19 protein-coding genes are annotated in these 23,951 nt (G+C 64.4%); 9 read left to right on the forward strand and 10 right to left on the reverse strand.

The features are described 5' to 3' along the window. Positions 1-25: 25 nt before the first annotated feature. From VXJ37_RS16910 to VXJ37_RS16920, 3 genes are read right to left on the reverse strand one after another with little or no spacing between them, the layout of a single operon-like run. The gene (locus tag VXJ37_RS16910; RefSeq protein WP_331324203.1) at positions 26-1,807 is read right to left on the reverse strand and encodes an ABC transporter permease; all 1,782 of its coding nucleotides are present in this window, start codon (positions 1,805-1,807) and stop codon (positions 26-28) included. Further along, entirely contained in the window at positions 1,804-2,901 is a 1,098-nt protein-coding gene (locus VXJ37_RS16915) for an ABC transporter ATP-binding protein (RefSeq protein ID WP_331324204.1), read from the reverse strand. The genes VXJ37_RS16910 and VXJ37_RS16915 overlap by 4 nt, the downstream gene beginning before the upstream one ends. 40 nt (positions 2,902-2,941) lie before the next feature. After that, a complete protein-coding gene (locus tag VXJ37_RS16920; RefSeq protein ID WP_331324205.1) occupies positions 2,942-4,033 on the reverse strand; it encodes a PrpF domain-containing protein in 1,092 nt (363 codons plus the stop codon). A gap of 317 nt (positions 4,034-4,350) precedes the next feature. On the opposite strand from VXJ37_RS16920, the gene VXJ37_RS16925 reads away from it, so the two are divergent. From VXJ37_RS16925 to VXJ37_RS16935, 3 genes are all read left to right on the forward strand, one after another. Then, positions 4,351-5,019 carry a GntR family transcriptional regulator gene (locus VXJ37_RS16925; RefSeq protein ID WP_331324206.1) on the forward strand — a complete coding sequence of 223 codons (669 nt, stop codon included), beginning with the start codon at positions 4,351-4,353 and terminating at the stop codon, positions 5,017-5,019. Positions 5,020-5,138: 119 nt separating this feature from the next. Continuing rightward, the gene (gene tcuA / locus VXJ37_RS16930) at positions 5,139-6,605 is read left to right on the forward strand and encodes an FAD-dependent tricarballylate dehydrogenase TcuA (protein WP_331324207.1); all 1,467 of its coding nucleotides are present in this window, start codon (positions 5,139-5,141) and stop codon (positions 6,603-6,605) included. Positions 6,606-6,646: 41 nt separating this feature from the next. After that, positions 6,647-7,282, forward strand: a complete 636-nt coding sequence (locus VXJ37_RS16935; protein WP_331324208.1) for a GntR family transcriptional regulator — start codon at positions 6,647-6,649, stop codon at positions 7,280-7,282. Positions 7,283-7,560: 278 nt separating this feature from the next. Here VXJ37_RS16935 and VXJ37_RS16940 read toward each other — a convergent pair whose 3' ends face one another. Then, positions 7,561-8,760, reverse strand: coding sequence for an ROK family transcriptional regulator (locus tag VXJ37_RS16940; protein ID WP_331324209.1), 1,200 nt, complete (start codon positions 8,758-8,760; stop codon positions 7,561-7,563). A 168-nt stretch (positions 8,761-8,928) separates the two neighbouring features. Here VXJ37_RS16940 and VXJ37_RS16945 point away from each other — a divergent pair, with 168 nt between their 5' ends. The 5 genes from VXJ37_RS16945 to VXJ37_RS16965 are packed head-to-tail and all read left to right on the forward strand — an operon-like array spanning position 8,929 to position 14,437. Then, positions 8,929-10,341: a sugar ABC transporter substrate-binding protein gene (locus VXJ37_RS16945; RefSeq protein WP_331324210.1), complete on the forward strand. Its 1,413-nt coding sequence runs from the start codon at positions 8,929-8,931 to the stop codon at positions 10,339-10,341. Positions 10,342-10,360: 19 nt separating this feature from the next. After that, positions 10,361-11,281, forward strand: coding sequence for a carbohydrate ABC transporter permease (locus VXJ37_RS16950; protein ID WP_331324211.1), 921 nt, complete (start codon positions 10,361-10,363; stop codon positions 11,279-11,281). Next, complete coding sequence (locus VXJ37_RS16955; protein ID WP_331324212.1) at positions 11,278-12,147, forward strand: carbohydrate ABC transporter permease; 870 nt, start codon at positions 11,278-11,280, stop codon at positions 12,145-12,147. The genes VXJ37_RS16950 and VXJ37_RS16955 overlap by 4 nt, the downstream gene beginning before the upstream one ends. Next, positions 12,147-13,226 (forward strand): ABC transporter ATP-binding protein, encoded by a 1,080-nt coding sequence (locus tag VXJ37_RS16960; RefSeq protein ID WP_331324213.1) that lies wholly within the window; start codon positions 12,147-12,149, stop codon positions 13,224-13,226. Before VXJ37_RS16955 ends, VXJ37_RS16960 begins: the two co-directional genes overlap by 1 nt. Before the next feature lie 2 nt (positions 13,227-13,228). Further along, the gene (locus tag VXJ37_RS16965; RefSeq protein ID WP_331324214.1) at positions 13,229-14,437 is read left to right on the forward strand and encodes a CehA/McbA family metallohydrolase; all 1,209 of its coding nucleotides are present in this window, start codon (positions 13,229-13,231) and stop codon (positions 14,435-14,437) included. A 106-nt stretch (positions 14,438-14,543) separates the two neighbouring features. Here the strand turns inward: VXJ37_RS16965 and VXJ37_RS16970 are convergent, their stop codons facing one another. From VXJ37_RS16970 to VXJ37_RS16995, 6 genes are all read right to left on the reverse strand, one after another. Next, positions 14,544-17,267 (reverse strand): hypothetical protein, encoded by a 2,724-nt coding sequence (locus VXJ37_RS16970; RefSeq protein WP_331324215.1) that lies wholly within the window; start codon positions 17,265-17,267, stop codon positions 14,544-14,546. Next, the gene (locus VXJ37_RS16975; RefSeq protein WP_331324216.1) at positions 17,264-18,397 is read right to left on the reverse strand and encodes a Gfo/Idh/MocA family protein; all 1,134 of its coding nucleotides are present in this window, start codon (positions 18,395-18,397) and stop codon (positions 17,264-17,266) included. The genes VXJ37_RS16970 and VXJ37_RS16975 overlap by 4 nt, the downstream gene beginning before the upstream one ends. Then, the gene (locus tag VXJ37_RS16980) at positions 18,397-19,203 is read right to left on the reverse strand and encodes a TIM barrel protein (RefSeq protein ID WP_331324217.1); all 807 of its coding nucleotides are present in this window, start codon (positions 19,201-19,203) and stop codon (positions 18,397-18,399) included. The genes VXJ37_RS16975 and VXJ37_RS16980 overlap by 1 nt, the downstream gene beginning before the upstream one ends. Before the next feature lie 383 nt (positions 19,204-19,586). After that, positions 19,587-19,865 carry a YciI family protein gene (locus VXJ37_RS16985; RefSeq protein ID WP_331324218.1) on the reverse strand — a complete coding sequence of 93 codons (279 nt, stop codon included), beginning with the start codon at positions 19,863-19,865 and terminating at the stop codon, positions 19,587-19,589. Positions 19,866-19,989: 124 nt separating this feature from the next. Further along, positions 19,990-20,964, reverse strand: a complete 975-nt coding sequence (locus VXJ37_RS16990) for an alpha/beta fold hydrolase (protein WP_331324219.1) — start codon at positions 20,962-20,964, stop codon at positions 19,990-19,992. Between the two features lie 403 nt (positions 20,965-21,367). Further along, positions 21,368-22,852 carry a glycoside hydrolase family 43 protein gene (locus VXJ37_RS16995; RefSeq protein ID WP_331324220.1) on the reverse strand — a complete coding sequence of 495 codons (1,485 nt, stop codon included), beginning with the start codon at positions 22,850-22,852 and terminating at the stop codon, positions 21,368-21,370. A gap of 241 nt (positions 22,853-23,093) precedes the next feature. Between VXJ37_RS16995 and VXJ37_RS17000 the strand changes: the two genes are divergently transcribed. Continuing rightward, the gene (locus VXJ37_RS17000) at positions 23,094-23,924 is read left to right on the forward strand and encodes a nucleoside hydrolase (protein WP_331324265.1); all 831 of its coding nucleotides are present in this window, start codon (positions 23,094-23,096) and stop codon (positions 23,922-23,924) included. The last annotated feature ends 27 nt before the right edge of the window (positions 23,925-23,951 follow it).

Below are 23,951 nucleotides of genomic sequence, written 5' to 3' on the forward strand. Positions count from 1 at the left end.
TCCCTTTCAAAGGTGGGTGTGAGGTTCAGTGCTTGGTCTTGCGTTCGCCGCCGACTTTTTGGGCGATGACGGCGAGGATTCCGATGACGAGGCAGTACAGGACGCTGACGGCCGCAGCTGCCTGGCTTTGGCCGTTGTCAAAGTTGTCGAACACGAGGATGGACAGGATCCGGGTGTTGGAGGTGAAGAGGAAGATGGAGGCGCTGAGCTCACGCATGGAGAGCATCAGGAACAGCAGGAAGGAGGACATGATGCCCACGCGCATCAGGGGCAGGGTGACGTCCAGGACGGACCTTGTCCTTCCGGCACCCAGCATGACGGCACTGTCTTCGAGGTCCTGGTCCATCTGGAGCATGGATGCGGATACACCGCGGTAGCCCTGCGGCATGAACACTGCAACACAGGCCACTGCGAGTATCGCCAGGGTCCCGTAGATGGGCAGCGGCAGCAGCAGCCAGGTCCAGAGCAGCCCGATGCCCATGACGATGGCAGGGACGGCAAGAGGGGTCATCGCGACCAGTTCGATCAGGCGGCCCACCTTGGACTTGGTGCGGTAGCGAATGTAGGAGGCGATGAAGCTGAGGGTGGTGCCGGCGAAGGCTGCGATCAGGGCAACCAGCACGCTGTTCTTGAGCGCGAGCTGGAAATCGTTGGATCCGAGGACTTCGATCAGCTTGGCGAAGCTGAGGGAATTCGCCTCGAGCAGCTGCGACATGGAGGACACGAACGGGGTGGCCTGCATCGAAGCGGCGAGCAGGGCGAGCATGGGCAGGACCACCGAGACTGCGAAGTAGGCCACCGCGATGATGGTGAAGGGCCAGCGCATCCTGCGCAGCGGTACCTGGCGGGGACGGTTGCCCTTGCCGGTCATGGTGGTGAATTTGCGCTTGTTGATGATGCGCTGCTGGATGAGGGTCACGGCCATCAGCGCAACGGTCAGGATGACGGCGACGCTGGCGGCCTGGTTGCTCTTGGCCGGTGTCGCGCTCATGAGGCGGTAGATGTAGGTGGGCAGCGTGTCCACCCCGGCGGGGTTGCCGATGACCTGGGCCACGGGGAAGTTTTCCATCGTCAGTGCGAAGACCAGGACGGCGGAGCCCAGGATGGCCGGCAGGGCCAGGGGCAGGGTGACGGTCCGCAGCATGGTGCGCAGCGGGGCGCCGTGGACCGTTGCAGCCTCTTCGAGGTCGGCGTTCATCATCGACAGCGAGCTGTGCAGCAGCAGGAAGGCGTACGGGGCGTAGAAGATGCCCAGGACGAAGACCAGGCCCGGAAGGCTGTAGATGTTGATGGCGGCATCAATGCCCAGGTCGCGGAGGAAGATGTTGATGTAGCCGGCGCTGGGCGAGCACAGCAGGGACCAGGCCAGGGCGCCCACCAGTGCGGGGATGAACATCGGTGCCATGCCGATGAAGAAGATGAACTTCCGCCAGGGCGCGTCGGAGCGTGCGCAGACGAAGGCAAGGAACGCCCCGATGAGCAGGGCGATGACGGCCGAGCCCGCTCCCACCATGAGGGAGTTGACCAACGCCCCGAGCGCTTCCGGGGTGGCCAGCAGAGCCAGGTTGGACAAGGTGAGCCCGCCCAGGGAAATGCTGCCCGGCCGGGGAACGCTGTCCGAGAAGGCTGCCAGCAGGACCAGGGCGAGCGGGAGGACGATGAGGATGCCGAGGACGGCCAGGACGATCAGGCCCGGCGTGTTCTTTCGGAGGCCCGCGATGGTCCGGGCGGAGCGGTAGTCCCGGGGCGCGGGCTTTGGTGCGGGGCGGGCCTCGGCCCGGCTGGTCGCTACGGTCTTGAGGCTCATGCGAGGACCTCGGCGGGAAGGATCTGGACTTCGCGGGGGTTGACGGTCACCCAGACCCGGTCACCCACCTTGTGCTGCTCTCCGCGCCTCAGGCCGCCCAGGGCGTCCAGCTCGGGCCCGGATTCCAGCTGGATCGCGTAGCGGATGTCGTTCCCCTGGAATCCCGCGACCCGTACTGTTCCCGGCCAGGAGTTGGGGTGTTCCGTGGGCGCGGCCGTGATCTGCAGGTCCTCGGCCCGGATGCAGACCTTGGGGGAGGTGCCGGCATCCCTGGTTTCCTGTGCGGCCTGGACCGTGAGCCCGCTGTTGGCGATGCGGGCGGTGGTGGACCCGGATGCGGTGCCTTCCGTGGTGCAGTCCATGATGTTGGAAACGCCCAGGAAGTGCGCGATCGAGGCACTCGCGGGCGCTTCGTACATGTGCTGGGGCGCACCCATCTGCACAATGCGGCCGCCCTGGAGCAGCGCGATGCGGTCTGCCAGCGCGAAGGCTTCGTGCTGGTCGTGGGTGACGTACACGCAGGTGAGTCCGAGCTGGAGCTGGATTTCCCGCAGCTCCACCCGGAGCCGGTCCCGCAGGCGGGCGTCAAGGTTGGAAAGGGGTTCGTCGAGCATCAGCACGCTGGGCCGCATTACCAGGCTGCGCGCCAGGGCGACGCGTTGCATCTGGCCGCCGCTGAGCAGGCTGGCGCCGCGGTCCGCGTAGGGCTCCAGGCCCACCAGCGTGAGGGCCTCCATGACGCGCTCATCGATCTCGCTCTTGGGAAGCTTCTTCTGCTTGAGGGAGTAGGCCACGTTCTGGGCCACGGTCATGTGGGGCCACACGGCGTAGGACTGGAAGACCATGCCCACGTTGCGCTTGTTAGGGGGCAGGTTGATGCCCTTTTCGGAGTCGAAGACCACAACGTCGTCGATGATGATCCGCCCTGAGGTGGGTTCCTCCAGGCCGGCGATGCAGCGCATGGTGCTGGTTTTGCCGCATCCCGATTGGCCCAGGAGGACGAGGGCTTCACCGTCCTCGATGTCGAGGTTGAGGTTTTCAATGGCAGTGAAGCTTCCGTACTTCAGCTGCAGGTTTTGAATGCTGATCTTCATGGCTGATTCCTTGGGCTGGGTTTTTCCGTTAGGGGTTTCTTCAGTCACTTGGCACCAGGATGGTGCTTTCGCTGATGACGCGGGCCGAACGTTGGAAGGAGACCTCAGCGGGATCGGCTGCATCCAACGTCAGTGCGGTCTTGCCTTTCAGTAAGTGGATAAAGAGTCCGTCCTCCGCCGCCGGAACCATGCTGCGCTGCACCACGCTGCCTGCAGTCCCGGAAGCGGCGGCAACGGCGACGGCGCTGGTGAGTCCGATGGCGGGGTGCAGCGCGCTCATCGAGATCATCCGGGCCGAGACCCCGGTTGTTCCTTCGGGCGGAGGCCCCACAATGCCCACCTTGGGAATGGAGCTGAGATCCTGCGGAAGGTTCATCTTGCGGGCCGCCGCGGCGCGCAGTTGCGGAGCAATCCGGACCAGCGCCTCCAATGCTTCTTCGCTGCCGGTCGCCTCCAGTCCCAGGGCCGCTGCGTCGAAGAGCGCAGCCGGCGCACCGGCGTCGATCAATGTCGCCTGGTAGTGCCGGCCGTCAACGTCGATGTCATCAACGGCGTTGCCGGTGGGGAACTGTGCACCATAGCTGGACCACGAGGATTTCTGGAAGACGACGTCGATGGGGACGCCGGGGTAGTGCTGGCCATCGAGGCGCCGGCCGCCGTACGCCGGAACCTGGGACCCCGGCGTCGGGATCTCGCAAATGAGGCGCAGCCCGGTCACCGTGTTCAGGATGGGGACCCGGGTGACGTCGCCGGTGGGGGTGACAAGCCCGGCATGGAGAGCGTAAAGGCCAAGGGCGGTGGCGCAGTTTCCGCAGTTGCTGGCCCATTCGACCGCCGGCTTATCAATGGCAACCTGGGCGAACCGGTAGTGCACCGTTCCGTCCGGGCCGGTACCGGCCACGGTGATCGCCTTGCTGGTTGTTGAGGAGGCGCCGCCCACTCCGTCGATTTGGCGAAGGTCCGGTGAGCCGAAGGTGCGGATCAGGAGCCGTTCAGTTTCCCGGGGGTCGGCGGGAAGGTCCTCGTCACGGAAGATCCAGCACTTGCTGGTCCCCCCGCGGACCAGGGTTGCCGGGACTGCGGTGACTGGGAGGCTGCCTGCCTGCGGCTCTTCCCTGAATAGAAGCGTCATTGGTTCTCCTGAAAGCACCGAGGAGCCGTATGCAACCGGTGGATAAATGTTCAGAGCCGCACAGCCTGGGAATCCGTAGATCATGCACTGTATGGTGTTGGTCACAAACGGTATACCGTTTAAAGTGTTTAAGCAACAGTAGAAAAAGAATGAATACAGATGGGTACTATTGGGAGCAGCCCCTATTTGCGACCCGAGTGTCGACTGAATTCAGTGTTCACAGCCGGTGGAAACGGTATGCAGTGCGTTAGAATTGCGGCTAAAGGTATGGCGCCGGTGCGTCCTGCCGCTTGTTCCATGAAGACCGGAGGCCGCACGTGGCGTCGCAACCCGAGACAAGCCCCTACCTGATGATCAGGGGCGCCATCATCTCGCAGGAGCTGCCTCCCCGTGCCCAGCTCGTCGAGAGTGCCCTGGCCAAGAAGTACAATGTCTCCCGGACTCCAATCCGCGAAGCGTTGCGGCGCCTCGAAACGGAGGGGCTCGTGGAGCGCTACGGTTCGCGCATGCAGGTGCGGGAGTATCGGCCGGAGGAGATGCTGGACCTCTATGAGGTGCGCACCTTCCTGGAGGAAGCGGCCGCCAAGACCGCGGCTCTCCGGCATACGGACATGGACCTGATGCTGATTGACCGTGCGCACCAGGCGATGGTCACCCTCGATTTCGATGCTGCAACGCCGGCTGAGCTGGCCGCCGCCAACCGCACCTTCCACGAGCGCATCTGGGCTGCCAGCCACAGCGCGGCGCTTCTTGACCTGCTCGACCGGATCCTGGTGCATTTCATCCGCTACCCGGGTACCACGCTTTCCACCCGGGGGCGCTGGGACAGGGTGCTGAAGGAGCATGAGGAGTTGCTGGTTGCCATCCGCGGGCGGAATGCCGAGGAGGCCGGCCGGATCGCCAGCGCCCACATGGACGAGGCGAAGAACATCCGGATCCAGATGTATATCGACGCGCAGGAAATCAGCCACCCGCGCTCCATGTAACCCGCGCTGGCGGGCTCCCGGCAGGCCCTTGCCTTCTCCAAAAACACTCCAACACGCTCTATTGCATGCAACGGCATACCTATGTATACAATCGTGTACAGCGATGGAGCTGAGGAGAAATGATGATGATCGAAAGCGACGTCCTGGTTGTCGGAGGCGGCAACGCTGGATTTGCCGCTGCACTTGCGGCCGCTGAGCGCGGACGCAAGGTTGTCCTGCTGGAAAAGGCGCAGGAGGCCCGTTCGGGCGGCAACAGCTTCTACACCGCCGGCGCCACCCGCATTTCCCATAACGGGCTCCAGGAGCTCATCGAATTCGTAGAACCTGATGAGAGGCACGCCGCCAGCGAAGTTCCCGCCTACACCGCTGCCGAATACCTTGCCGATCTGTCCAAGGTCTCTGAAGGCCGGAACGACCCCGAACTTTCGGCGGTCCTGGTCAGCGAAAGCAACCCGACCCTGCGCTGGCTTCAGGGCATGGGACTCAAGTACCGGCTGATGTATGAGCGCCAGGCATACCGGACCCGGGACGGCGGCTACCTGTTCTGGGGCGGGCTGCACGTGGGCAACGTGGGCGGCGGCAAGGGACTCATGGCCGATCACCGGGCAGCCGCTGAACGCATGGGCGTGGAGGTCATCTATGACTGCGCCGCGACTGGGCTCATCCTGGAGGACGGCCGCGTGCGCGGAGTCCGTTACCGCACGTCAACCGGAGAAGGTGAGCTCCGCGCGGAGTCGGTCATCCTGGCCTCGGGCGGCTTTGAGGCTTCACCTGACCTGCGGCGCCAACACCTGGGCGAGGGCTGGCAGAACGCAAAAGTACGCGGCACGCCCGGCAACACGGGCGAGATGATCCTCGCCGCACTGGACGCCGGTGCGGCCAAAGGCGGGGACTGGTCCACCTGCCACAGCGTCGCCTGGGACGCCTGGCACCCGGAGAACGAGGGCAACCTTGAACTCACCAACCAGCTCACCCGCGGCGGCTACCCGCTGGGCATTGTGGTGAACAGCGAGGGCAAGCGGTTTGTGGACGAGGGTGCCGACTACCGCAACTACACGTACGCGAAGTACGGCCGGGACATTCTTGCCCAGCCGGGATCGGCCGCCTTCCAGATCTTTGACGCCTCCGGCCGCCCCATGCTGCGGACTGAGGAGTACGACATGCCGGGGGTTTCGGTGGTCTCCGCGCCCACTCTGGCCGAGCTGGCGCAGAAAGCGGGCATCAATCCCGAGGGCCTCGAGGACACCGTGCAGAGCTTCAACAACTCGATCACGGAGGACGCGCCGTTTGACCCAAACGTCAAGGACGGCCGCCGCGCCGACACCCAGCCGCCCAAGAGCAACTGGGCCCGCAGTATCGCCACCGGCCCGTTCTACGCGTTCCCCGTCACCTGCGGCATCACGTTCACCTTCGGCGGCCTGAAGACGGATACGTGGGGCCGTGTGCTCACCGAAGACGCGGAGCCGCTCGAAGGGCTCTACGCCTGCGGGGAAGCGCTGGGCGGACTGTTCAGCGGAAACTACCCCGGCGGCTCCGGGCTTGCGGCAGGCGCCGTCTTCGGACGCCGGGCCGGTTCCATCGCCTAGACGACACAGCACTCCCGGCCAGCAACGGAAAAGAGGAAAAAGTGGCCAGTCCCATCCATCAGCGGCTCCGCGAGGACGTTCTCGCGAGCGTTTTCGCTCCTGACGAGCCGCTCACGGAGGCAAAGCTCACCGAGCGGTACGGCGCATCCCGGACACCGGTGCGGGAGGCCCTGCAGCGGCTCGAGCAGGACGGGCTGGTCGAGAGGCGCGGCAAGGCGGTGGTGGTCCGCACGCATTCGGCCGAGGAGATCATCGACATCTACGAGTCGAGGATCATCCTGGAGCAGGCCGCCGCCGCCAAGGCTGCCACTAAGGCGACCGCCCTGGACCGCCAGCTGCTCACGGGACTGCTGACGCAGATGCAGCAGCTGGACCCCAGTGACGGCCGGGTGCTTGCCGAGACCAACCGCGCCTTCCACGCGCAGCTGTGGCACGCCACGCACAGCCCGTCGCTGATCGGACTGCTGGAACGCCTGGACCAGCAGGTCCGCCGGTACACCCTCACCACCCTGACCTACCCGGGACGGTGGCCGGAGGTGCTGGCGGACTACGCCGAACTGCTGGCCGCCATCGGGGACGGGGACTCCGCCCGTGCAGGCGAGGTCGCCGCACGCCACATGTCCGACGCCTTGGATATCAGGCTGAAGATGTACGCCGAGGATCCCTGGACGCTTTAGGCCGCTTCGACGGCCCGGAAGCGTTCCTTCACAAGCCCGCCGGCTGCTGTTCCTGCATACTCCATCGCAACAGGAAACCCGAAAGTCGGGCGCAGGGCATCAGCCGGTGCAAAGAGGCGGGGCAGGCTCCAATGGGCCTGGCCCCGCCTCGCTTTTCCCGGCGCTCGGTGCGCCGGGCCGGCTTTGTTCGAACGTCCGACGGCGGCGCGTCAGGAACAGGCGGAGCGCACAACGCCCAAGTCAGGGCGGTTTGCTCGGTCTAGGTCAAGCACTGCGGTCTACTCCAGCATCAGGCCTCCTGACCGGGGGGAGAGCGCGTGATCCAGCACGATACAGGCTGCGCCTACTGCCGTGATGTCCTCTCCGAGGGCCGATCCCAGAAGCTCGACTTCGTGGATCATCCCCATTGCCAGGCGGTTGGCCAGGGCGGCGTGAAGTACCTCCAGGTAACGATCCCCAATGGGCGGCCAGGAGGGTCCGCCGAAGACAATGCCGTCGACGTCGAGCAGGTTGGCGATATCTTCTACGGCACGGGCGAGCCGGCCGGCCGCCTCATGGAGGAGCGCGGCCGCCTTTTCGTCGCCGGCATCGGCCAGGGACGTGAGTTTGTGGAAGTGGTCAGTGACCTGGCGCAAATCAGCAGTGTCGAGGGGCCCTTGAATGATTCCCCGGTTGACACTGTCATTGACCAATTGGACCGGCATGACGGATACGCCCAGGCAGCCTGTGCGTCCGCAGCCGCATAACCGGCCGCCGTCACCCGTGGAAAAATGCCCGATCTCACCTACGTTGTTCGACGATCCGCGCACGACTTCGCCATTCATGACCACTGCCGCGCCGACGCCGCTGCCCAGGTAAACAAACGCGAAATTCTCGTCTGACCTGTTGTCCCGTACCCAAAGTTCCGCCTGTGCTGCCGCGGCTGAATCCTTGTCCAGGAATACGGGGTACCCCGTGGCTTTTCCCAGGGATTCCCGCAGTTCCACCCGTTTCCAGCCGGTAAGCATCGGCGGACCAACAACCGCACCCTGGTCGAATTCGATAGGTCCCGGTGCTGCGATTCCTACTCCCAGGACGCGCTCCCTGGGGGTATCAGTCCCGCTGATCAACTCTTCAATGGCGGCGGCAATTTTGTCCACCGTCTCCTCTGGTCCGGCAACTGCCTCGACGGGGAGGTGTTTGCGGTGCACTACGGTACCTGCCAGGTCCAGCAGCACGAAGGTGAGCATGGAGGGATCAAGGTGGGCGCCGACGGCGTATCTGCTCTTGGGGTCGATGGTGAGGGTGGTTCGCGGCTTCCCCTGCGGCACGTGGACTTTTCCACTTTCGACGATGAGTCCCAGGTCCAGCAGCCGCCGGGCAATGTTTGACACGGTCTGTGTCGAGAGGCCCGTGGCGCCGATGAGTTCAACCCGGCTCATTCCGGCTTCCGAACGGCGGATCAGGTCCAGGACAACGGCCTGGTTGAAGGCGCTCACTCGCTCCAGATTCGATCCGCGCGGCATCCAAAACCCCTAACTCAATTTATTTGACTAAGCTCAATCCTAGACTATAGTGGCCTGTGTCACAGGCTGTCAGATAGTTCGGACGCTCCAATAAGTAGCTTCGCAGAGGCGGAGCTCTGTCTCCCAAAGGGAACCCCTGATATGACTCGGAAGAGATTTTTCGCGGCTGCAGCAGGTCTGCTCGCGGGCACCGTTGCCCTGAGCGCGTGCGGCAGCTCATCTGCACCATCCCAGGCAACTGACCAGAATGCGGACGCCAAGGAGGTGACGCTGACCATCACGGCCAACGCCGTCTCCGGCGGAAAGAACGCTGCCGGCGCTGACTGGATCACCAACTACGTCATCCCCAAATTCGTGGAGGCGGAAAAGGCGAAAGGCGTCACGGCCAAGGTTAATTTCCAGCCCAACGGCGTGGATGACCAGGCGTACAAGACCAAAGTCTCCCTTGACCTTTCCACCGGCCAAGGCGCGGACATCACCTCGATCGACGGCATCTGGCTGGGCGAGTTCGCAGACGCGGGATACATCAGCCCTCTCGAGGACATTGTCGGCAAGGACAAGGTCCAGGCCTGGGACGGCTGGAAGCAGATCAAGCCGGCGGTTCAACAGCTCACCACCTATGAGGGCAAGCAATACGGCGTTCCGGACGGAACGGATGGCCGTGTCATCTACTTCAACAAGAAGCTGTTCAGCCAGGCCGGCCTGCCGGCCGACTGGCAACCCAAGAGCTGGGACGACATCCTGGATGCCGCACGCAAGCTCAAGAAACTTCCTGACGTAACCCCGCTGCAGATCAATGCGGGCAAGGCAATGGGAGAGGCCGCGACGATGCAGGGATTCCTGCCGTTGCTCCAGGGCACCGGCCAGCCGATCAACAAGGACGGCAAGTGGCAGGGCAACAGCCAGGGCGTCCAGGACGTACTGGGCTTCTACTCGACCGTGTACGGTTCCGAAAAGCTTGGCGACCCGCTGCTTCAGCAGGATGCCAAGGGCCGGGACAAGTCCTTCCAGGAATTCTCGCAGAACAAGCTGGGCATCCTGATCGAGAGTGACTACCTGTGGCGTTCGGTAATCAACCCTTCGAAGGGTGTTTCTCCCATGGCCGACCGGGACAGCTCCGTCGGATGGGCGAAGATCCCGGCCCAGGCGGCCGGCAAGGGACCGAACGGCGCAGACTTTGTGAGCATGTCCGGCGGTTCCGGCGAGGTCATCAACCCCAAAACGAAGTACCCCCAGCAGGCCTGGGAACTGCTTCAGTTCATGTCCTCGGCAGACGCGATCAAGGCACGCATCGGATCGACTCCGCAGATCTCGGCCCGCGACGACGTCAACGGAGAAATCCTCAAGGCTGACCCGCTGCTGAACTACATCTCCACGGAGGTCCTGCCGGTGACGGCGTACCGTCCCGGCCTTGCGGACTACACGCAGGTCTCGGCAGCCCTGCAGGACGCGACCGGCCAGGTGGCCGCGGGCAAGTCGCCCCAGGACGCCGGCAGTTCGTATCAAAAGGCGTTGGAGGGAATCGTCGGTGGTAACGACAAAACCTTCAAGTAAGCCACCAGTGGAGGCCCCGGTGCCCGCTCCTGCAGCGGGCACCGGGCCCTCCCGGGCAGTAGTGGACGATGGTGACGTAGCCGGCCTTGGCAAGGCGAGGGCCATGGCATTCCTTGCCCCGGCCCTTCTGCTGATCTCCCTGTTCCTCGTCTTCCCGGCGCTGTGGACGCTCTACCTTGGGCTGACGAATTACCGCCTGAGCGGTTCTGCGGCCAAGAACCCGCAGTTCGTCGGCGTGGACAACTACATCAATGCGCTCTCCGACGACAGGTTCTTCAACTCGCTCGGGTTGACCCTCATCTTCGTGTTCGGGTCCGCCGTCATCGGACAGTCCGCGCTGGGTTTCGCCATCGCCTGGACCATGACCAGGGTCAGGAAATCGGTGCGGGCCGTCGTCGAATTCTTCGTGCTGCTCGCCTGGATCATTCCCAGCTCCGTAACCACCTTCCTTTGGTACGCGATGCTGGACCGAAGCAACGGAACGCTGAACGCGATGCTCTCCACGGGCAACACCGCGTGGCTGCTGGACTACCCGCTGCAGAGCATCATCGTCTTCAACACGTGGGTGGGCACGGCCTTTTCGATGCTCCTGTTCAGCTCCGCGCTCGCCTCGGTGCCGCCGTCACAGCTTGAGAGCGCACGCATGGTCGGTGCCGGCGCGTGGGCACAGTTCCGCGACGTCGTCTTCCCCCACATCCGCGGCCACGTCCTGACCAACACGCTGCTCATCACGCTCTGGACGTTCAACACGTTCACCCCCTACCTGCTGACGGCCGGCGGCCCCGATGACCGCTCCAACATCCTGCCGATCTTCATCTACCGGTTGGCCCTGAACGACGGAGCGCTGGGGCAAGGCTCGGCGATCTCGCTGATCATGATCATCATCAACCTGGTCATTGCCACCGTCTACCTCCGACTGCTCAAGGAGAGAAAGTCATGACCGCCGTGCAGGGTTCCACCAGCACCGCCGGGCCGGAGAGCCGGCAGATGCTCCGGCACTTCCTTGGACTGATGGGCAAAAGTGTTTTCACCGCCCTGGTCCTGGCATTCTTTGTCATCCCCGTGCTGTGGCTGGTGTTCGCACCCTTTGACGCCCACCCCGGCCTCAACGTGAAGCTGCCCGAGTTCACCTTCAACAACTTCAAGGTCCTGCTCGACAATCCCACGGCCATCGCCTCCCTGGGCAATTCCCTGATCCTGGCCTTGGGGTCGATGGTGGTGGTGCTGGTCCTCGGCTCGCTGGCCTCGTATTCACTGTCAAGGGTGAAGATCCCCGGACGGGACCTGCTCCTCTATACGCTGCTGCTGCTCTCCTCGATCATTACCGGCACGGCAGCCATGGTGCCCACCTTCCTGCTGATGGTGAAGCTGGGGCTCATCGACTCCCAGTTCGGCGTGATTCTCGTCCTCAGCGGCGGAATCCTCCCCACGGTGATCTTCATCCTCAAAGACTTCATGGACTCCACCCCCAAGTCCTACGAGGAGTCGGCCCGCCTTTACGGTGCCAAGCCCCTGCGGATCCTGTGGGACGTTGTCATCCCGTTGGCCCGGCCCGGGCTCGCCACCATCGCCGTGTGGGCTGTTGTCCAGGTCTGGGGCAACTTCCTCGTTCCGTACATCCTGCTGAGGTCCCCGTCCAAGTCGCCCGCGGCGGTGGTGATGTACACCTTCTACACCGAAGGCGGCCAACCCAACCTCGCCCTGATTTCCGCTTTCTCACTGCTCTTCTCAATCCCTGTCGTCGCCATGTATTTCTTCGTTAACAGGCGCTACGGGTTCCGCTTCCATGGAGGTATCAAAAGCTAATGGCCAGCATTACGACCCGTTCCCTGATCAAGGAGTATCCCGGCGGGGTCCGCGGCGTGGACGAGATGGACGTAACGATCCACGACGGCGAGTTCTTCGCCCTGCTGGGCCCCTCCGGCTGCGGCAAGACCACCTTGCTGCGCACCATCGCCGGCCTGGAGAAGTCCACGTCGGGCAGCATCAAAATCGGCGACCGGGAAGTCACCAATATGGAACCGGGCCAGCGCCGCGTAGCCATGGTTTTCCAGGACTACGCATTGTTCCCGCACATGTCCATTTCGGACAATATCGCCTACCCGCTGAAGATCCAGAAGGTCGCCAAGGCCGAGCGCCATTCCCGGGCTGAAGAAGTGGGGGACAAGCTGTCCCTGCAGGGGTTGCTCGAGCGCCGCCCGGGGCAGCTGTCCGGCGGACAGCAGCAGCGCGTCGCCTTGGCCAGGGCGGTGACGAGCCGGCCGGACGTCTTCCTGTTCGACGAACCCCTGTCCAACCTGGACGCCCGGCTCCGGCTCGAAGCGCGCACCTTCCTGAAAAAGCTCCAGCTGGATCTGGGCGTGACCACCGTCTTCGTCACTCACGACCAGGCCGAAGCCCTTGCCCTCGCCGACAGGATCGCGATCATGCGGTCAGGCAAGATGCAGCAGCTCGGAACACCGCGGGAGGTGTTCCAGCGCCCGGCCAACACATTTGTTGCGTCCTTCGTTGGATCCACCTCCATGAACCTGCTCAAGGGCACTGTCGCTGACGGCGGCGTGATGCTCGGACACCAGAAGGTGGCCCTGCCGGCGGATGCCGTGGGAAGGGTGGGCGATGGCCAGGAAATCACCTGGGGTGCGCGGCCTGAATACCTGGACATCTCCCTGGAGCCAGTGCACGGCGGCCTCGAAGGAACGGTCACCGTATCTGAGAACCTGGGCGCTTCCGCCCTGATTACGGTGGAACTGACGGGCAGCGGGGAGCCGGTCCAGGTTGTGGTCAGTGAGGACCACGAGCCGGGAATCGGCACACGCGTATGGGTCACGTTTGAGCCCCGGCGGACGCTGCTGTTCGATGCTGAAGGTCTGCGGATCGGAGACTGACGGTGCGCATCAGCCGGACGCTGACCCCGGAAGACCGGGCAGGGAACCTCTACTTCGACGTTCCCTTCGAGCTGGGACGCTGCGAATCTTTGGAGGTGCTCCTGGACTATGACAGGTCCCGGGCCGTCATTGATCTGGGCTGTATGGGTCCTGGCGGTTGGCGGGGCTGGTCCGGCGGAGCCAAAAAGCGCTTTGTGATCAGCAGGACCGCGGCGTCCACGGGATACTGCGCAGGTGAACTTGAAGCCGGCGTGTGGAAGGTGGTGCTGGGCCTTCACCAGATCCCGGCCGAGGGTGTCACGGTCGAGTTGACCATTAATACTCCGGCAACAGGGGGAGTGGAAGCCGAGCCTTCCGCCCCCGCGCCCGTCAGCACTGTCCCGGCCAGCCGCCGTCGAAATCTTCCCGCCGCGGCAGGGATGCGGTGGCTTGCCGGGGATTGCCATTCACACAGCCTCCACTCCGACGGCAGCCTCTCCCTCCGTCAATTGGCGGGAGAGGCCGCACGGAACGGGCTGGACTTCCTGGCCGTAACGGACCACAACACGGTCAGCCACTACCCGCACCTCCAGGGCGTGGGCCACGAGTATGGCATCGCACTTCTGCCCGGACAGGAAGTGACCACCGTCCGCGGCCACGCAAACGCCTACGGCCGCATTAATTGGGTCGATTTCCGGTGCCACCCTGACGCCTGGCTTGACCAGGTTGAAGGAGAAGGCGGATTCCTGTCCATCAACCACCCGGTAGCAGCTGATTGTTCCTGGCAGTGGCAACTGTCCCGGAAGCCGTCCCACGCCGAAATCATGCATGAAACCTGGCTGCCGAACCGGCGCGATACCAGCATCTGGGCCTGGCTAAGCGCCTGGGGCGAGCCTGTCATTCCCCTCGGCGGCGGGGACTTCCACCGCGTGGAGGACGGGCATCCCACAGGGCTGCCCACCACATGGGTGCAGTCCGCGGAACCTACGGAAGAAGGACTCCTGGCTGCGCTCAAGACAGGCCCGACGGCCCTCAGCATGGGGATCGACGCGCCGCTGCTGCTCCGCGTCGACGGCGAACTGCTTGCCCTCGACGCGGAAGGGACCATCCTGGTGGACTTTGAAGGCCGCCGGCAACTCATCCGCGACTCCTATGCAGCCATAAACACCCAGGGCGCCGGACCGTACCGGCTCGAAACATCGGACCGCCGGATCCTCGCCCTCACCACGTAGGAAGTACCACGAAGCACCCGGCGCGTGTGGCGCGGGACGTCCCCAGTGCACTGCCAAAACAGATATGCCCCGCTTCCGGTGAAGCGGGGCATATCTTATTTCGTGATTACTTGCGGGGAGCCAGGCGCAGAGTCCGTATCTCCCACGGATCAAGCTCGAACTTGTACTCACCGTCGGCCTGTTCCGACGCCAGCGTCCGGCCCGTCAGGTCAACCGTGGACACGCCGCTGAAGGGGCCGGTAACGACACCCCGGGTGGTCTGCCCGGCCAGCAGCACAACGCGGATTTCGACGTCGTCGCCCACCTGGCGCATGCTGCTCAGCCGGATGCCCTCACCCCTGAGCCGCAGTCCTTCGGCAGGTTCCGGCACCAAGGCGCCCGGGGTGCCCCGGCCGCGTACGGCCAGGCCTGGAGCGTTGAAGTGGTCCGAGAACCGGACCGCGTCGGCGTTGCGGTAACCCTGGGCGGAGGCCATGACCGCGAATTCGACGTCCACCTGGGTTCCTGCTTCCTCGGCGCCCGGGATGGGGATCTCTGAGGCAGCCGGTTCGTCCCGCAGCGGGTGCACGTTGACGCTGATCGAGCCCACGGCGCGCAGCAGCGTGAGCGCCAGTTCCTTTCCGTCCACCACCTCATACTCGGTGGCATCGTGCAGGAGCACGGTGGCAGGTCCGGCGGACACGAAGGTGTAGGCGGGAAACGTCGGAAGCGGAAATTCGCCGCCTCCCCCTTCGGCGGTGAGTGCGCGGGTGGTGATGCAAAACTGCCCCTCCGATGCAGAGGATTCCACGGCGCTCGGAAGCGGGATGTGCAGCCGCAGCCGGTGGTCGGCAGCGTCATTCGTGAACTGGACACGAAGACGGATGAACGGTTCACCACGGCGCAGCTCCACGAACGTGTGGACCGGAACATCGACGGTTTCGTTGTCCCTGCTCCCCATGCCGCGGTCAAGGGAACGCGGCCAGGAATAGTGCCTGGTCACCCTGACTACTGCGCGTACGGGTCCGCGTTCGACAACCTCCACGGCCACCCGGCAAGGCTCAGTGACCATGCTGTCCAAGGCGGGAGGGCCGTAGTTGTAGCTGTCACCGCAGTCGCCGCCGTCGACAAGCCTGCCGACACCGTGCAGGACGGTGCCGTCCACCCCTGTCAGGGTGATTTCCCCATCCTCGCCGATGGCCGCTGAAATGAGTCCGTTGCTCAAGGTGCCGTCGTCGCACGTGATGTGCTCCGGTTCGGGGCGTTCTGCCTGGAAGACCTTGAAGGGGGTAACACCCATGGCTGCGACCGGGACATCGACCAATACCCTGCGCCTGGGTTCGGCGACGATCCGAACCTTCCAGTCGCCCGGGTGCGCCTCGACGGCTGCCGCCAATTCGGCCTTGAACGTGACGATGTCGAACACCGGCGTTGACGGCACTTCCGCCACATCGAACTCAAGGGAATAGGGGGCCACCCGGTACTGCTCAATGAGCTGGCCGAACAGTTCGCGGCCGTGGATCCGATTCATCATGCGCTCCACCAGGACGGAGGCGTCCATGGTTTCATCACCGAGCATGGTGGGGGCGTGCCCGGTTTCCTGCACCGGCAGCATTGTGCCGTTACCGGTCATGGCGGCCACGGGCAGTCCCTCGGCAGGGGCCGGCACGTCGAGCTCGACCACGACGTTGCGGTCCGCGGGCAACGTGTTGAGCGCGACGAACGCGTCGCTGGGAATGCTTCCGGCCACTGAGAGGGCCACTTCGTCGCGTGCGGCGCGGGCAATCTGGGCTGCTTCGTGAAGCCGGGCCTCCACCTGATCCACGGTTTCGTCGGTGCCGGAGCCGACCACGGAGTCATGCGCGGTGGACTCGATGATCCGCCGCCAGGACATGCTGATAAATGGTTCAAAGTCGACGCCCAGATGGGCCGCTGCCAGCCGTTCGGCGTCCAGGGCCATGCGTTCAGCCGCGGCCATGGCGATCTTGAGGTTGCGGCGGATCGAGAAGACGCCCGGAAGGATGTTGCCCCGGGCGTGGGAGCGAAGTTCCCCGCGGACTGCCTCGAGTCGTTCGTCTTTGGGGTCGAAGGCCGCTACGTACTCTTCCAAGGTGCCGACCCTTATCGGGAAGGCGGGAGAATCGTACGTGTCCACGTGGTGCATGAGTGCCTGGTCGGGCGGCATGTGGTCGGTGCCGACCATCCCCAGGATGGGGTCCCCGCGGTATCGATCGGCGGTTTGTTGCCTGTACTCGCCCAACGCGTGCGGGATATGTTCCGGGATAGCCAGGAGGTCCAGGGCGCTGCCGTACCCGTCGAAGAGGTATTCCACCCGCACGGATGAACCGTCCGGCGCTTCCCACCGGAACGAATGCCCGGAAACTTTGGAGGGCACTCCGCGCCAGAGGCAGGCGTGCGCGATGCCGGCCCGGCTCAGGATTTGCGGCATTTGGGCGACGTGGCCAAACATGTCGGGAAGATAGCCCACGTTCATGTATCCGCCCAGCCGCTGCGCGCCTGCCATGCCCATTTGAAGGTTGCGGATGATGGTCTCGCCCGAGCACAGGAATTCGTCGAGCAGGATCTGCCACGGACCCAGCGCAAGTTGGCCAGTGGCCACGATGGCACGGACCCTGTCTTCGTTTTCCGGCCGGATTTCCAGGTAGTCCTCGATTGCGGCCGTCTGGCCATCGAGGGTGAACCGGAACCTGGTGTCTTCCTCAGCCATTTTCAGGACGGTGTCGAACATCTGGACCAGCTTGAAGCGAAACACCTGGAAGGGTTCGTACCACTCCCGGTCCCAGTGCGTGTGGGGCACCAGGACGATGCCGGTCTCCTCCGCCGGGGTCATGCCGACGCCGCCTCTCCGCCAATGGAGACCTGCAGGGAATCGGCCAAGGCTGCAGCGATCAGCTGGGCAACCCGTACATCCGCCTCACCTTCCGCGATCCCGGTGGGGGGTTGCTCCCCGCCGTCCACCATGCGGTGGAAGGCGACGAGTTCCTGCTCAAATGCTTCCGTCACGTCTTCGAACAGGGAGTCGGACACCCCGGCGCCGGCCTTCTCAGTTATCTGCAGCTTGGTGGGGGCGTTGAGGAGATAGGGGACGGTGAATTCCAGTTTTCCGCTGCCCCTGGTGTGGTGGACGGTCACGGTTTCGCGGTACACGGGGTAGTCGGCAAGGAAATGCCAGTTGAAGTGGACGCGGACCCCGTCAGCGGCTGTCGCAGTTATTTCGATGGACCCCGGGTCATCCTGTTCTGCCCAGTAATGGACAGCATCAATTGCCTGCAGGGGACCCACCAGGGCCCGGACCACCGCGATGTCGTGAATCAGGCTGCCGAGGACGACGTTGGAGTAGAGCCGCCGCAGCAGGCGGGGGCTGTCTTTGCCCAAGGCTGCATCCAGCTTTTGTTCGTCGGCTTCGATCAGCCCGGAGAGCACGTCTGTGGGGACGTCCCGGGCGCCCGGGTGGAGGTTGGCGAAGGCCAGCTGGGCGGATCCGGCGGGGTGGAGCACCTCCACGTTGACGAACCGCGTGTCTTTCCGGCCGGGCAGCCGCTCCTTCAGGGTGAGGACGGCGGGGTCGTACTCCTTCATGTAGCCGAGCAGGAGCATTGCCCTGCCCTGGCCCTGCTCCGCTTTGCGCAGCAGTTCGATCTCCCCGAGGGAGAACGCCAGTGGCTTCTCGCAGAGCACTGCCACCCCCGCTTCAATGCATTGCAGCGCGGGCTGGCCGTGGGATCCGGAGGTCAACAACACGACGGCGTCCAGCTCCTCACCGTCCAGCATGTCGGCCAGGTTTTGGTATTGGTGTTCGGCGGGGACGCCGTACTGGGCGCCGACCCGGGCAAGCAGGGCGGGGGAGAGGTCTGCCACGGCTGCAAGGTCGAACAGATCCCATCGCCGTGTGATCAGGGGCAGGTGAACAGACTGGGCGACGGCGCCCAGTCCCACAACTCCGATTCGTAGCAAAGTCATTACGGGATCCACTTTCTGAGTACGTTCCGGTTGATGGCATGGTGCTGGTCTGCAAGCTGTGCGGGGTCTTGGGGCCTGGGGATGGAATCCTGCTCTACCACCAGCCAGCCGTCATAGCCGGTCCGGGCGAGGCCGTCCATGAACCCGTTGACGTCCAGGTCGCCTTCACCCAAAGGCACGAACGCCTGACCGGCCCAGACGTCACGCATGTCGCCCTTGTTCCTGACAACCGACTGCAGCACGCCCATGCGGGCATCCTTGATGTGGACGTGGTTGACCCGTTCTTTCCACTGTCCGAGGCTCTCAACCGGATCCCCGCCGCCCAGGATGAGGTGGCCGGTATCCAGCGTGAGGCCGACGTCAGTGCGATCGAGGAACTCCTCGATCTCTATGGGGGTTTCCACATACGTGCAGGCATGGTGGTGGAAGGTGGGTTCATACCCGCGGTCCCGTACCAGGCGTGCGGCGGTGGCAACGTTCCGGGCCAGCGTGGTCCAGCCCTCGGCGTCGAGGGCCACGTCGTCGCCTCCTCCCGGATTCGCCCGACGGCGGTCGGAGCCGCTGTCTGCCAACGTGGGCAACGGCGGGGGCGCCTGCTGCCCCGTCGAGGCTTCGTCAAACACGTCAAGTACTACCGAAAGCGACGGGAGCGCCGCGGTAAAAGCGTCGGCGTCGGTAAAGGGAAGATCGATCCAGCCGCCGGCCAGGGATAACCCGTACTCCTCCAGGCGGCTACGGAGCCTGGGGCCGCGGCCGAGGAAGCCGACAGGGCCCAAATCGATCCCCGTGTACCCGTTTCTTTCCAAAACGGAGCACACTTCGTCCGGCCCGGGCAAACGGCCTCCGGCGCTCGCGCCTAAATCAAAGACGCCAAAACTCACGGGCGCGCCCGCAACTGCAATCAAGGGGATCTCCTCGCAACGCCAAAGGGAAAAGTCATAGGGGCCCTGTGCGCCGGTGGGTCGAACTGCCAGAGGGGCCAGGGCTGGACAGAAGTAATCTAGCCCACACTTGCCACTAAATCAATTTAGTTGAGTAAGAGGATTGTGGACTTTCCGTTGCCTACAAACTTCCGCGTGACTGCTGCAGGCTCCGGGTGCCCACCCTGTCAAAAGCCCGGCGGCCGGGCCCGCCTTTGCAAGCTGGTACCGTCGGCCCGGTAAGACGATGCGCCTGGGTGAAGTTTCTTTTACCCGAAGTGCACGGCGTTCCACTCCAGGAGCCGCGGCTCGGCCAGACCCTCGGTGACGAAGGGATCGCTGGCGACGAACCGTTCGGCTTCCTGCCGGGAAGTAAATATCCCCATCGAGCTGGCAGCCGGGTCAGGGTTCTGGAAGGGGCCGAGGGCCACGAGTCCGCCGCCGTCGGCGTGAAACGCCTCGTAGAAGGCCTTGTGGCGGGGGTAGGTCTCCATGATGCGGGAGCGGTCCACGCCCTCCCGCACGGTGTACAGCACCACACATTCCATGCGGCCGAACGTACCACGGCATCGGCCACCTCGTCCGGGGCCGCGTTGCTGGAAGGGGCGACGACGGCGGCGGGCGGAGTGCCACCGTCGTGCCTTGCTTCGGGGCTGCTTTCCTCCAGGACTGTCAGGCTGTAGCCGACGCCGTGGGCGACTCCTGCCGCTGGGTGACGCGCTGGATGAACTCGACGGTCTCGCGTTCCGTTTCGGCGCGCGTGGTGGGTTCGTTGTGCACCTCGTGCCGGACGCCGGGGAAGACGCGGGTGCGGACGTCCGCGTGGCCCGAATCGGCCAGGCGGTTGGCCACGTGGTAGGCGCCTTCGCCGTAGTTGGTGACGGGGTCCTGGTCGCCGGCGAGGATCAGGACGGGGAGGTCTTCGGGGAGCTGCTTGTACCAGTCGTCGCAGGTGACCTGGTCGTAGAGGTCCACGAAGCCCTGCAGGAAGCGGGCGCTGAGCGGTGCGCCGAAGTTGTTGAAGGGGTCCCTGCCGTGGTTCGAAACCACGTCTGCGTCCAAAGCGACCCAGGCGGTGGGGCCGGCGCCCTCGCCGAAGCGGCCCAGGAAACCGTCGAACAGCTGTGCCACCAGTTCCTGGGGCGCGGGCTCTGCGCCGCGCTCGCTGGAGGCAAGCCGGGCCAGTTCGGGGCGGTCGATCATCTTTTCGATGCCGCGCATCTGGGCGGCGATTCCGCAGAGAATCAGGCCGGAGAGTTGTGCGCGCGGGTCCACGGCCATGCCGCGGGCGATCATGGAGCCCCAGCTGTGGCCGAACACCACGTAGGGAAGCTGGGGGAGCGCCTCCTTGGCCTTGGCCTGGAGGGTGACCTCGTCTGCGACCACGACGCTGGCGGCGTCCTCGCCGGCGTCGCCCCAGGTCCCCTGCTGCATGGCCGTGCGCCCGTGCCCGGAGTGGTCGCCCGCCACCACGATGAACCCCGCGTCCACCAGGGTGGAGATGAGGTGGAGGTAGCGGCGGGAGTGCTCGCCGAGTCCGTGGATCAGCTGCACAATGGCTTTGGGCTGGCCGATGGGTTCGTAGACCCAGGCCTGGATGGTGTCGCGGCCGTTGGCGGACGTGAACTCGATTTCCTGCAGTGACATAGATTCCTCCCGTGCCGGCGCCGTCGCTGGCTCTTGGCGAGCCTAACCCTGAGCAGGTTGATGCCGTCAAGGTTGGGGGCGTTTCGCGGACTATTGATTTGGAGGGTTCCAGCTACAGCCGTGGGGTGGAGATTCTTGGGCGGCCTTGTTCGCCATACTTGTCAGGATTGAATCTAGGAGTGCTTGGCCGCGGGTGCAGTAAGTGCCGCACGGGACTCTATTCTGACGCTATCCACACCCCAATCTGACGTCAGGTTGGGGTGTGCTTGGTCGACGGCTTGAGACTAATTTGCAAGCTACTTCCACATACCACCCGGAGGGCCGCCTGCCCTCGCTCAATCTGAACCAGCCGAATCGGAAAGCCAGCGCAGGGCGCCTACCGCACGTTGGAGCGCTTGGGCCGTCAGTCCTGGCCGCGGTAGGAAAGGCTGTGGACCAGGACTTCCCCGTCAACCGCGTAGACCCCGAACGTCCGTCCCGTGAAGGCCTTGGCCGTTTCGAAGGTCCAGTGCCTGCCATCGAGTTCAGCCAGCAACACTTCGGCACTCCCTGCGGAGCCGGCGGCCCGCGCGAGCAGGCGGATCCTGTCGCCGCCCACGGACCCTTCACTGAAGCCTGACGGCGGCGGCGTGGTCACGACTGCCAGCTCAACGTCGCTGGTCGGCAGTACGGCTTCCCATGTGCGGTCCAAGCCGGCGATGACGGCACGCGCTGTGACCGTCAGCGCGTGCCCGGGGGCAGAGGCCTCCACGGCGAACCAATTGTCTTCGGCGTTCCGCACTGCGATCCCGCCAACTCCGGAGCTAACGTGGAGCACAGCCCGGAATTCCATGCCGAGGTGGCGTTGCCGCTGGGCAAAGAAGGCGGGCCGGGGCGACGCGAGGGTTTCGCCGTCGCCCCTGACTACGAGCCCCTTCGACGTTGGGACCGTGAATGTGGAAGGCAACTGCCGGACACCAATCCAGGCCCTGTCGTCCAATCGTGCGCCATTGGTGAAGTCGTAGTCGACCCGCTCCGGACGTCCACCGGAAAGACGCGGTAAGCGCGGGTGCGGCCAGTCGTTGATCCATTCCACCCCGGTCAGGAAGGTTTCGCGGCCTAGGGGTGAAAACGCCTGGGTGAGGCCTACTGGACGCACGCCCAGCAGGACCATGGCCGTGCCGCCGTTGGGAAGCTCGACCAGGTCCGCGTGCCCGGTGTTCTGGATGTGCGAGCCGGTGCCTGCTGCGGTGAGGACAGGATTGTGGGGTGCTGATTCGAACGGCCCGTCTGGGCGCCGCGAACGCGCTACCGTAACGGCATGTCCGCGGTCGGTTCCGCCTTCGGCAGCCAGCAGGTACCACCAGTCCCCGCGCTGGTAGAGGTGCGGGCCTTCCGGTGAGTATAGACCGCTTCCGGACCACAGCTGCCGCGGCCGTTCCAGTGCTTGCCCCGTTTCAAGGTCCACCCTGACCTGCTGGATGGCGTCCGGATGGCGGGCAAACGTCACATAAGTGGTTCCCTTCTCATCCCAAGCGAGATCGGGGTCGATGCCGTCTATTGCTTCGATGACGGTTCCGTCGCTCCAGGGGCCGGCTGGATCGGTGGCGCTGAACACGACGCAGCCTCGGCCGCCCAGGAACACCGAAACGATGAGGTAGAAAACGCCCTCCCGGTACCGCAAGGTGGGCGCCCAGGCTCCACCAGGCGTAGGCACGTTGGCGAGCTGAACCTGCTCCTCCCGCGTAGCCACATGGCCAATCAGTTCCCAGTTCTCCAAGTCCCTGCTGTGATAAATCGGCAGGCTGGGAAGGTACTCAAAGGAAGAGGTCGCGATGTAGTAGCCGTCCGGCGTACTCACAATGCTCGGATCCGGATTGAAGCCGGAGGGAATCGGGTTGGGGCTCATCCGATGGATTTTTCCAGTTGAATCAGGGGTATTCGTGCCGCGATTTCACCCTTTGGAAAGGATCCTTGAGGGCGGACCAGCCGGCAGCAGTGCAAGAGGATAAAGGGGAGTTGTGGCCCGCAGGTCTCCGCGCCCCGTGCCAGGCGGGGGTCCATAGCGGTCGCCCGCATGACCCGACTTCCAGTGAATGAAAACCATCGCTTTGCAGGGCCGCGACGTCTACAAAACTGGGGGCGTGAACATGATTCGGGTTGAGCCCCGTTGCCGGGTAGTTATAGACAACGACTGGGCGGGGGACCCGGACGGGTTGGTCGCCTTGGCCCACCACGCATTATCGCCTGCCAATAGGGTCATCGCCATCACTTGTTCCCTGACCAACCCTATGTTTGGGCCGCCCGAAGGCAGGGCGCAGGCCGGCGCCGACCTTGTGTTGGATCTTCTTCAGGTACTGAAGTTGCCCGACCTGGCGGGTGTGCACGCGGGGCCGGATACTTCGTTCACCGGGCAACCGCGGAACAGTCCTGCTGCCCGGGCAATCGTTGACGCAGCCGCTGATGCTGCCGGGGAAAACCTTCCCCTGTTCCTCGTCTGCGCGGGTCCCCTGACCAACGTGGCTGACGCGCTCCTGCTGGAGCCCGCCGTCGCCCGTTCCTTCACCCTGGTGTGGGTGGGCGGTGCCGACAAGGATGAGGAGGAGTACAACTACTTCACGGACCCCGCGGCTGCAGACTTTGTGCTGGGTAACCGGGAAGTCGCCGTGTGGCAGTTCCCTATGGAGACCTACCGGAGGGTGGTGGTCCCGGTTGTGGAACTGGATGCGGCGTTCCGAAGTGCCGGCCCGTGTGGTGCATGGCTGTGGGAGCACTTCAACAGCCTGGAGGTGCCGGATTTCGTGAAGTTCGGCCCGCTCTGGTGCCTGGGTGACAGTGCGCCCCTGGTGGTGACAGGGCTGGATGACCTCACGTCCACGTTCGTCCAAACGTCGGCCGAGCCCCAGCGGCGGAAATATATGTCAGTGGACACGAGGCTGATCATGGCCGATTTTGTCGCCAAGCTGCGGCTGCAGGTTTGAGCGCGTGCGGAAGACATATGGGCCGGA

This window comes from Pseudarthrobacter phenanthrenivorans (assembly GCF_036455295.1).
In the GTDB taxonomy this organism is placed as follows: domain Bacteria; phylum Actinomycetota; class Actinomycetes; order Actinomycetales; family Micrococcaceae; genus Arthrobacter; species Arthrobacter phenanthrenivorans_C.

What these genes read in the sequence shown, in the direction of transcription:
- VXJ37_RS16910 (WP_331324203.1), bottom strand. Translation starts at nt 1,807, where the DNA reads ATGAGCCTCAAGACCGTAGCGACCAGCCGGGCCGAGGCCCGCCCCGCA.
- VXJ37_RS16915 (WP_331324204.1), bottom strand. Translation starts at nt 2,901, where the DNA reads ATGAAGATCAGCATTCAAAACCTGCAGCTGAAGTACGGAAGCTTCACT.
- VXJ37_RS16920 (WP_331324205.1), bottom strand. Translation starts at nt 4,033, where the DNA reads ATGACGCTTCTATTCAGGGAAGAGCCGCAGGCAGGCAGCCTCCCAGTC.
- tcuA (WP_331324207.1), top strand. Translation starts at nt 5,139, where the DNA reads ATGATGATGATCGAAAGCGACGTCCTGGTTGTCGGAGGCGGCAACGCT.
- VXJ37_RS16945 (WP_331324210.1), top strand. Translation starts at nt 8,929, where the DNA reads ATGACTCGGAAGAGATTTTTCGCGGCTGCAGCAGGTCTGCTCGCGGGC.
- VXJ37_RS16955 (WP_331324212.1), top strand. Translation starts at nt 11,278, where the DNA reads ATGACCGCCGTGCAGGGTTCCACCAGCACCGCCGGGCCGGAGAGCCGG.
- VXJ37_RS16960 (WP_331324213.1), top strand. Translation starts at nt 12,147, where the DNA reads ATGGCCAGCATTACGACCCGTTCCCTGATCAAGGAGTATCCCGGCGGG.
- VXJ37_RS16970 (WP_331324215.1), bottom strand. Translation starts at nt 17,267, where the DNA reads ATGACCCCGGCGGAGGAGACCGGCATCGTCCTGGTGCCCCACACGCAC.
- VXJ37_RS16975 (WP_331324216.1), bottom strand. Translation starts at nt 18,397, where the DNA reads ATGACTTTGCTACGAATCGGAGTTGTGGGACTGGGCGCCGTCGCCCAG.
- VXJ37_RS16985 (WP_331324218.1), bottom strand. Translation starts at nt 19,865, where the DNA reads ATGGAATGTGTGGTGCTGTACACCGTGCGGGAGGGCGTGGACCGCTCC.
- VXJ37_RS16990 (WP_331324219.1), bottom strand. Translation starts at nt 20,964, where the DNA reads ATGTCACTGCAGGAAATCGAGTTCACGTCCGCCAACGGCCGCGACACC.
- VXJ37_RS16995 (WP_331324220.1), bottom strand. Translation starts at nt 22,852, where the DNA reads ATGAGCCCCAACCCGATTCCCTCCGGCTTCAATCCGGATCCGAGCATT.
- VXJ37_RS17000 (WP_331324265.1), top strand. Translation starts at nt 23,094, where the DNA reads ATGATTCGGGTTGAGCCCCGTTGCCGGGTAGTTATAGACAACGACTGG.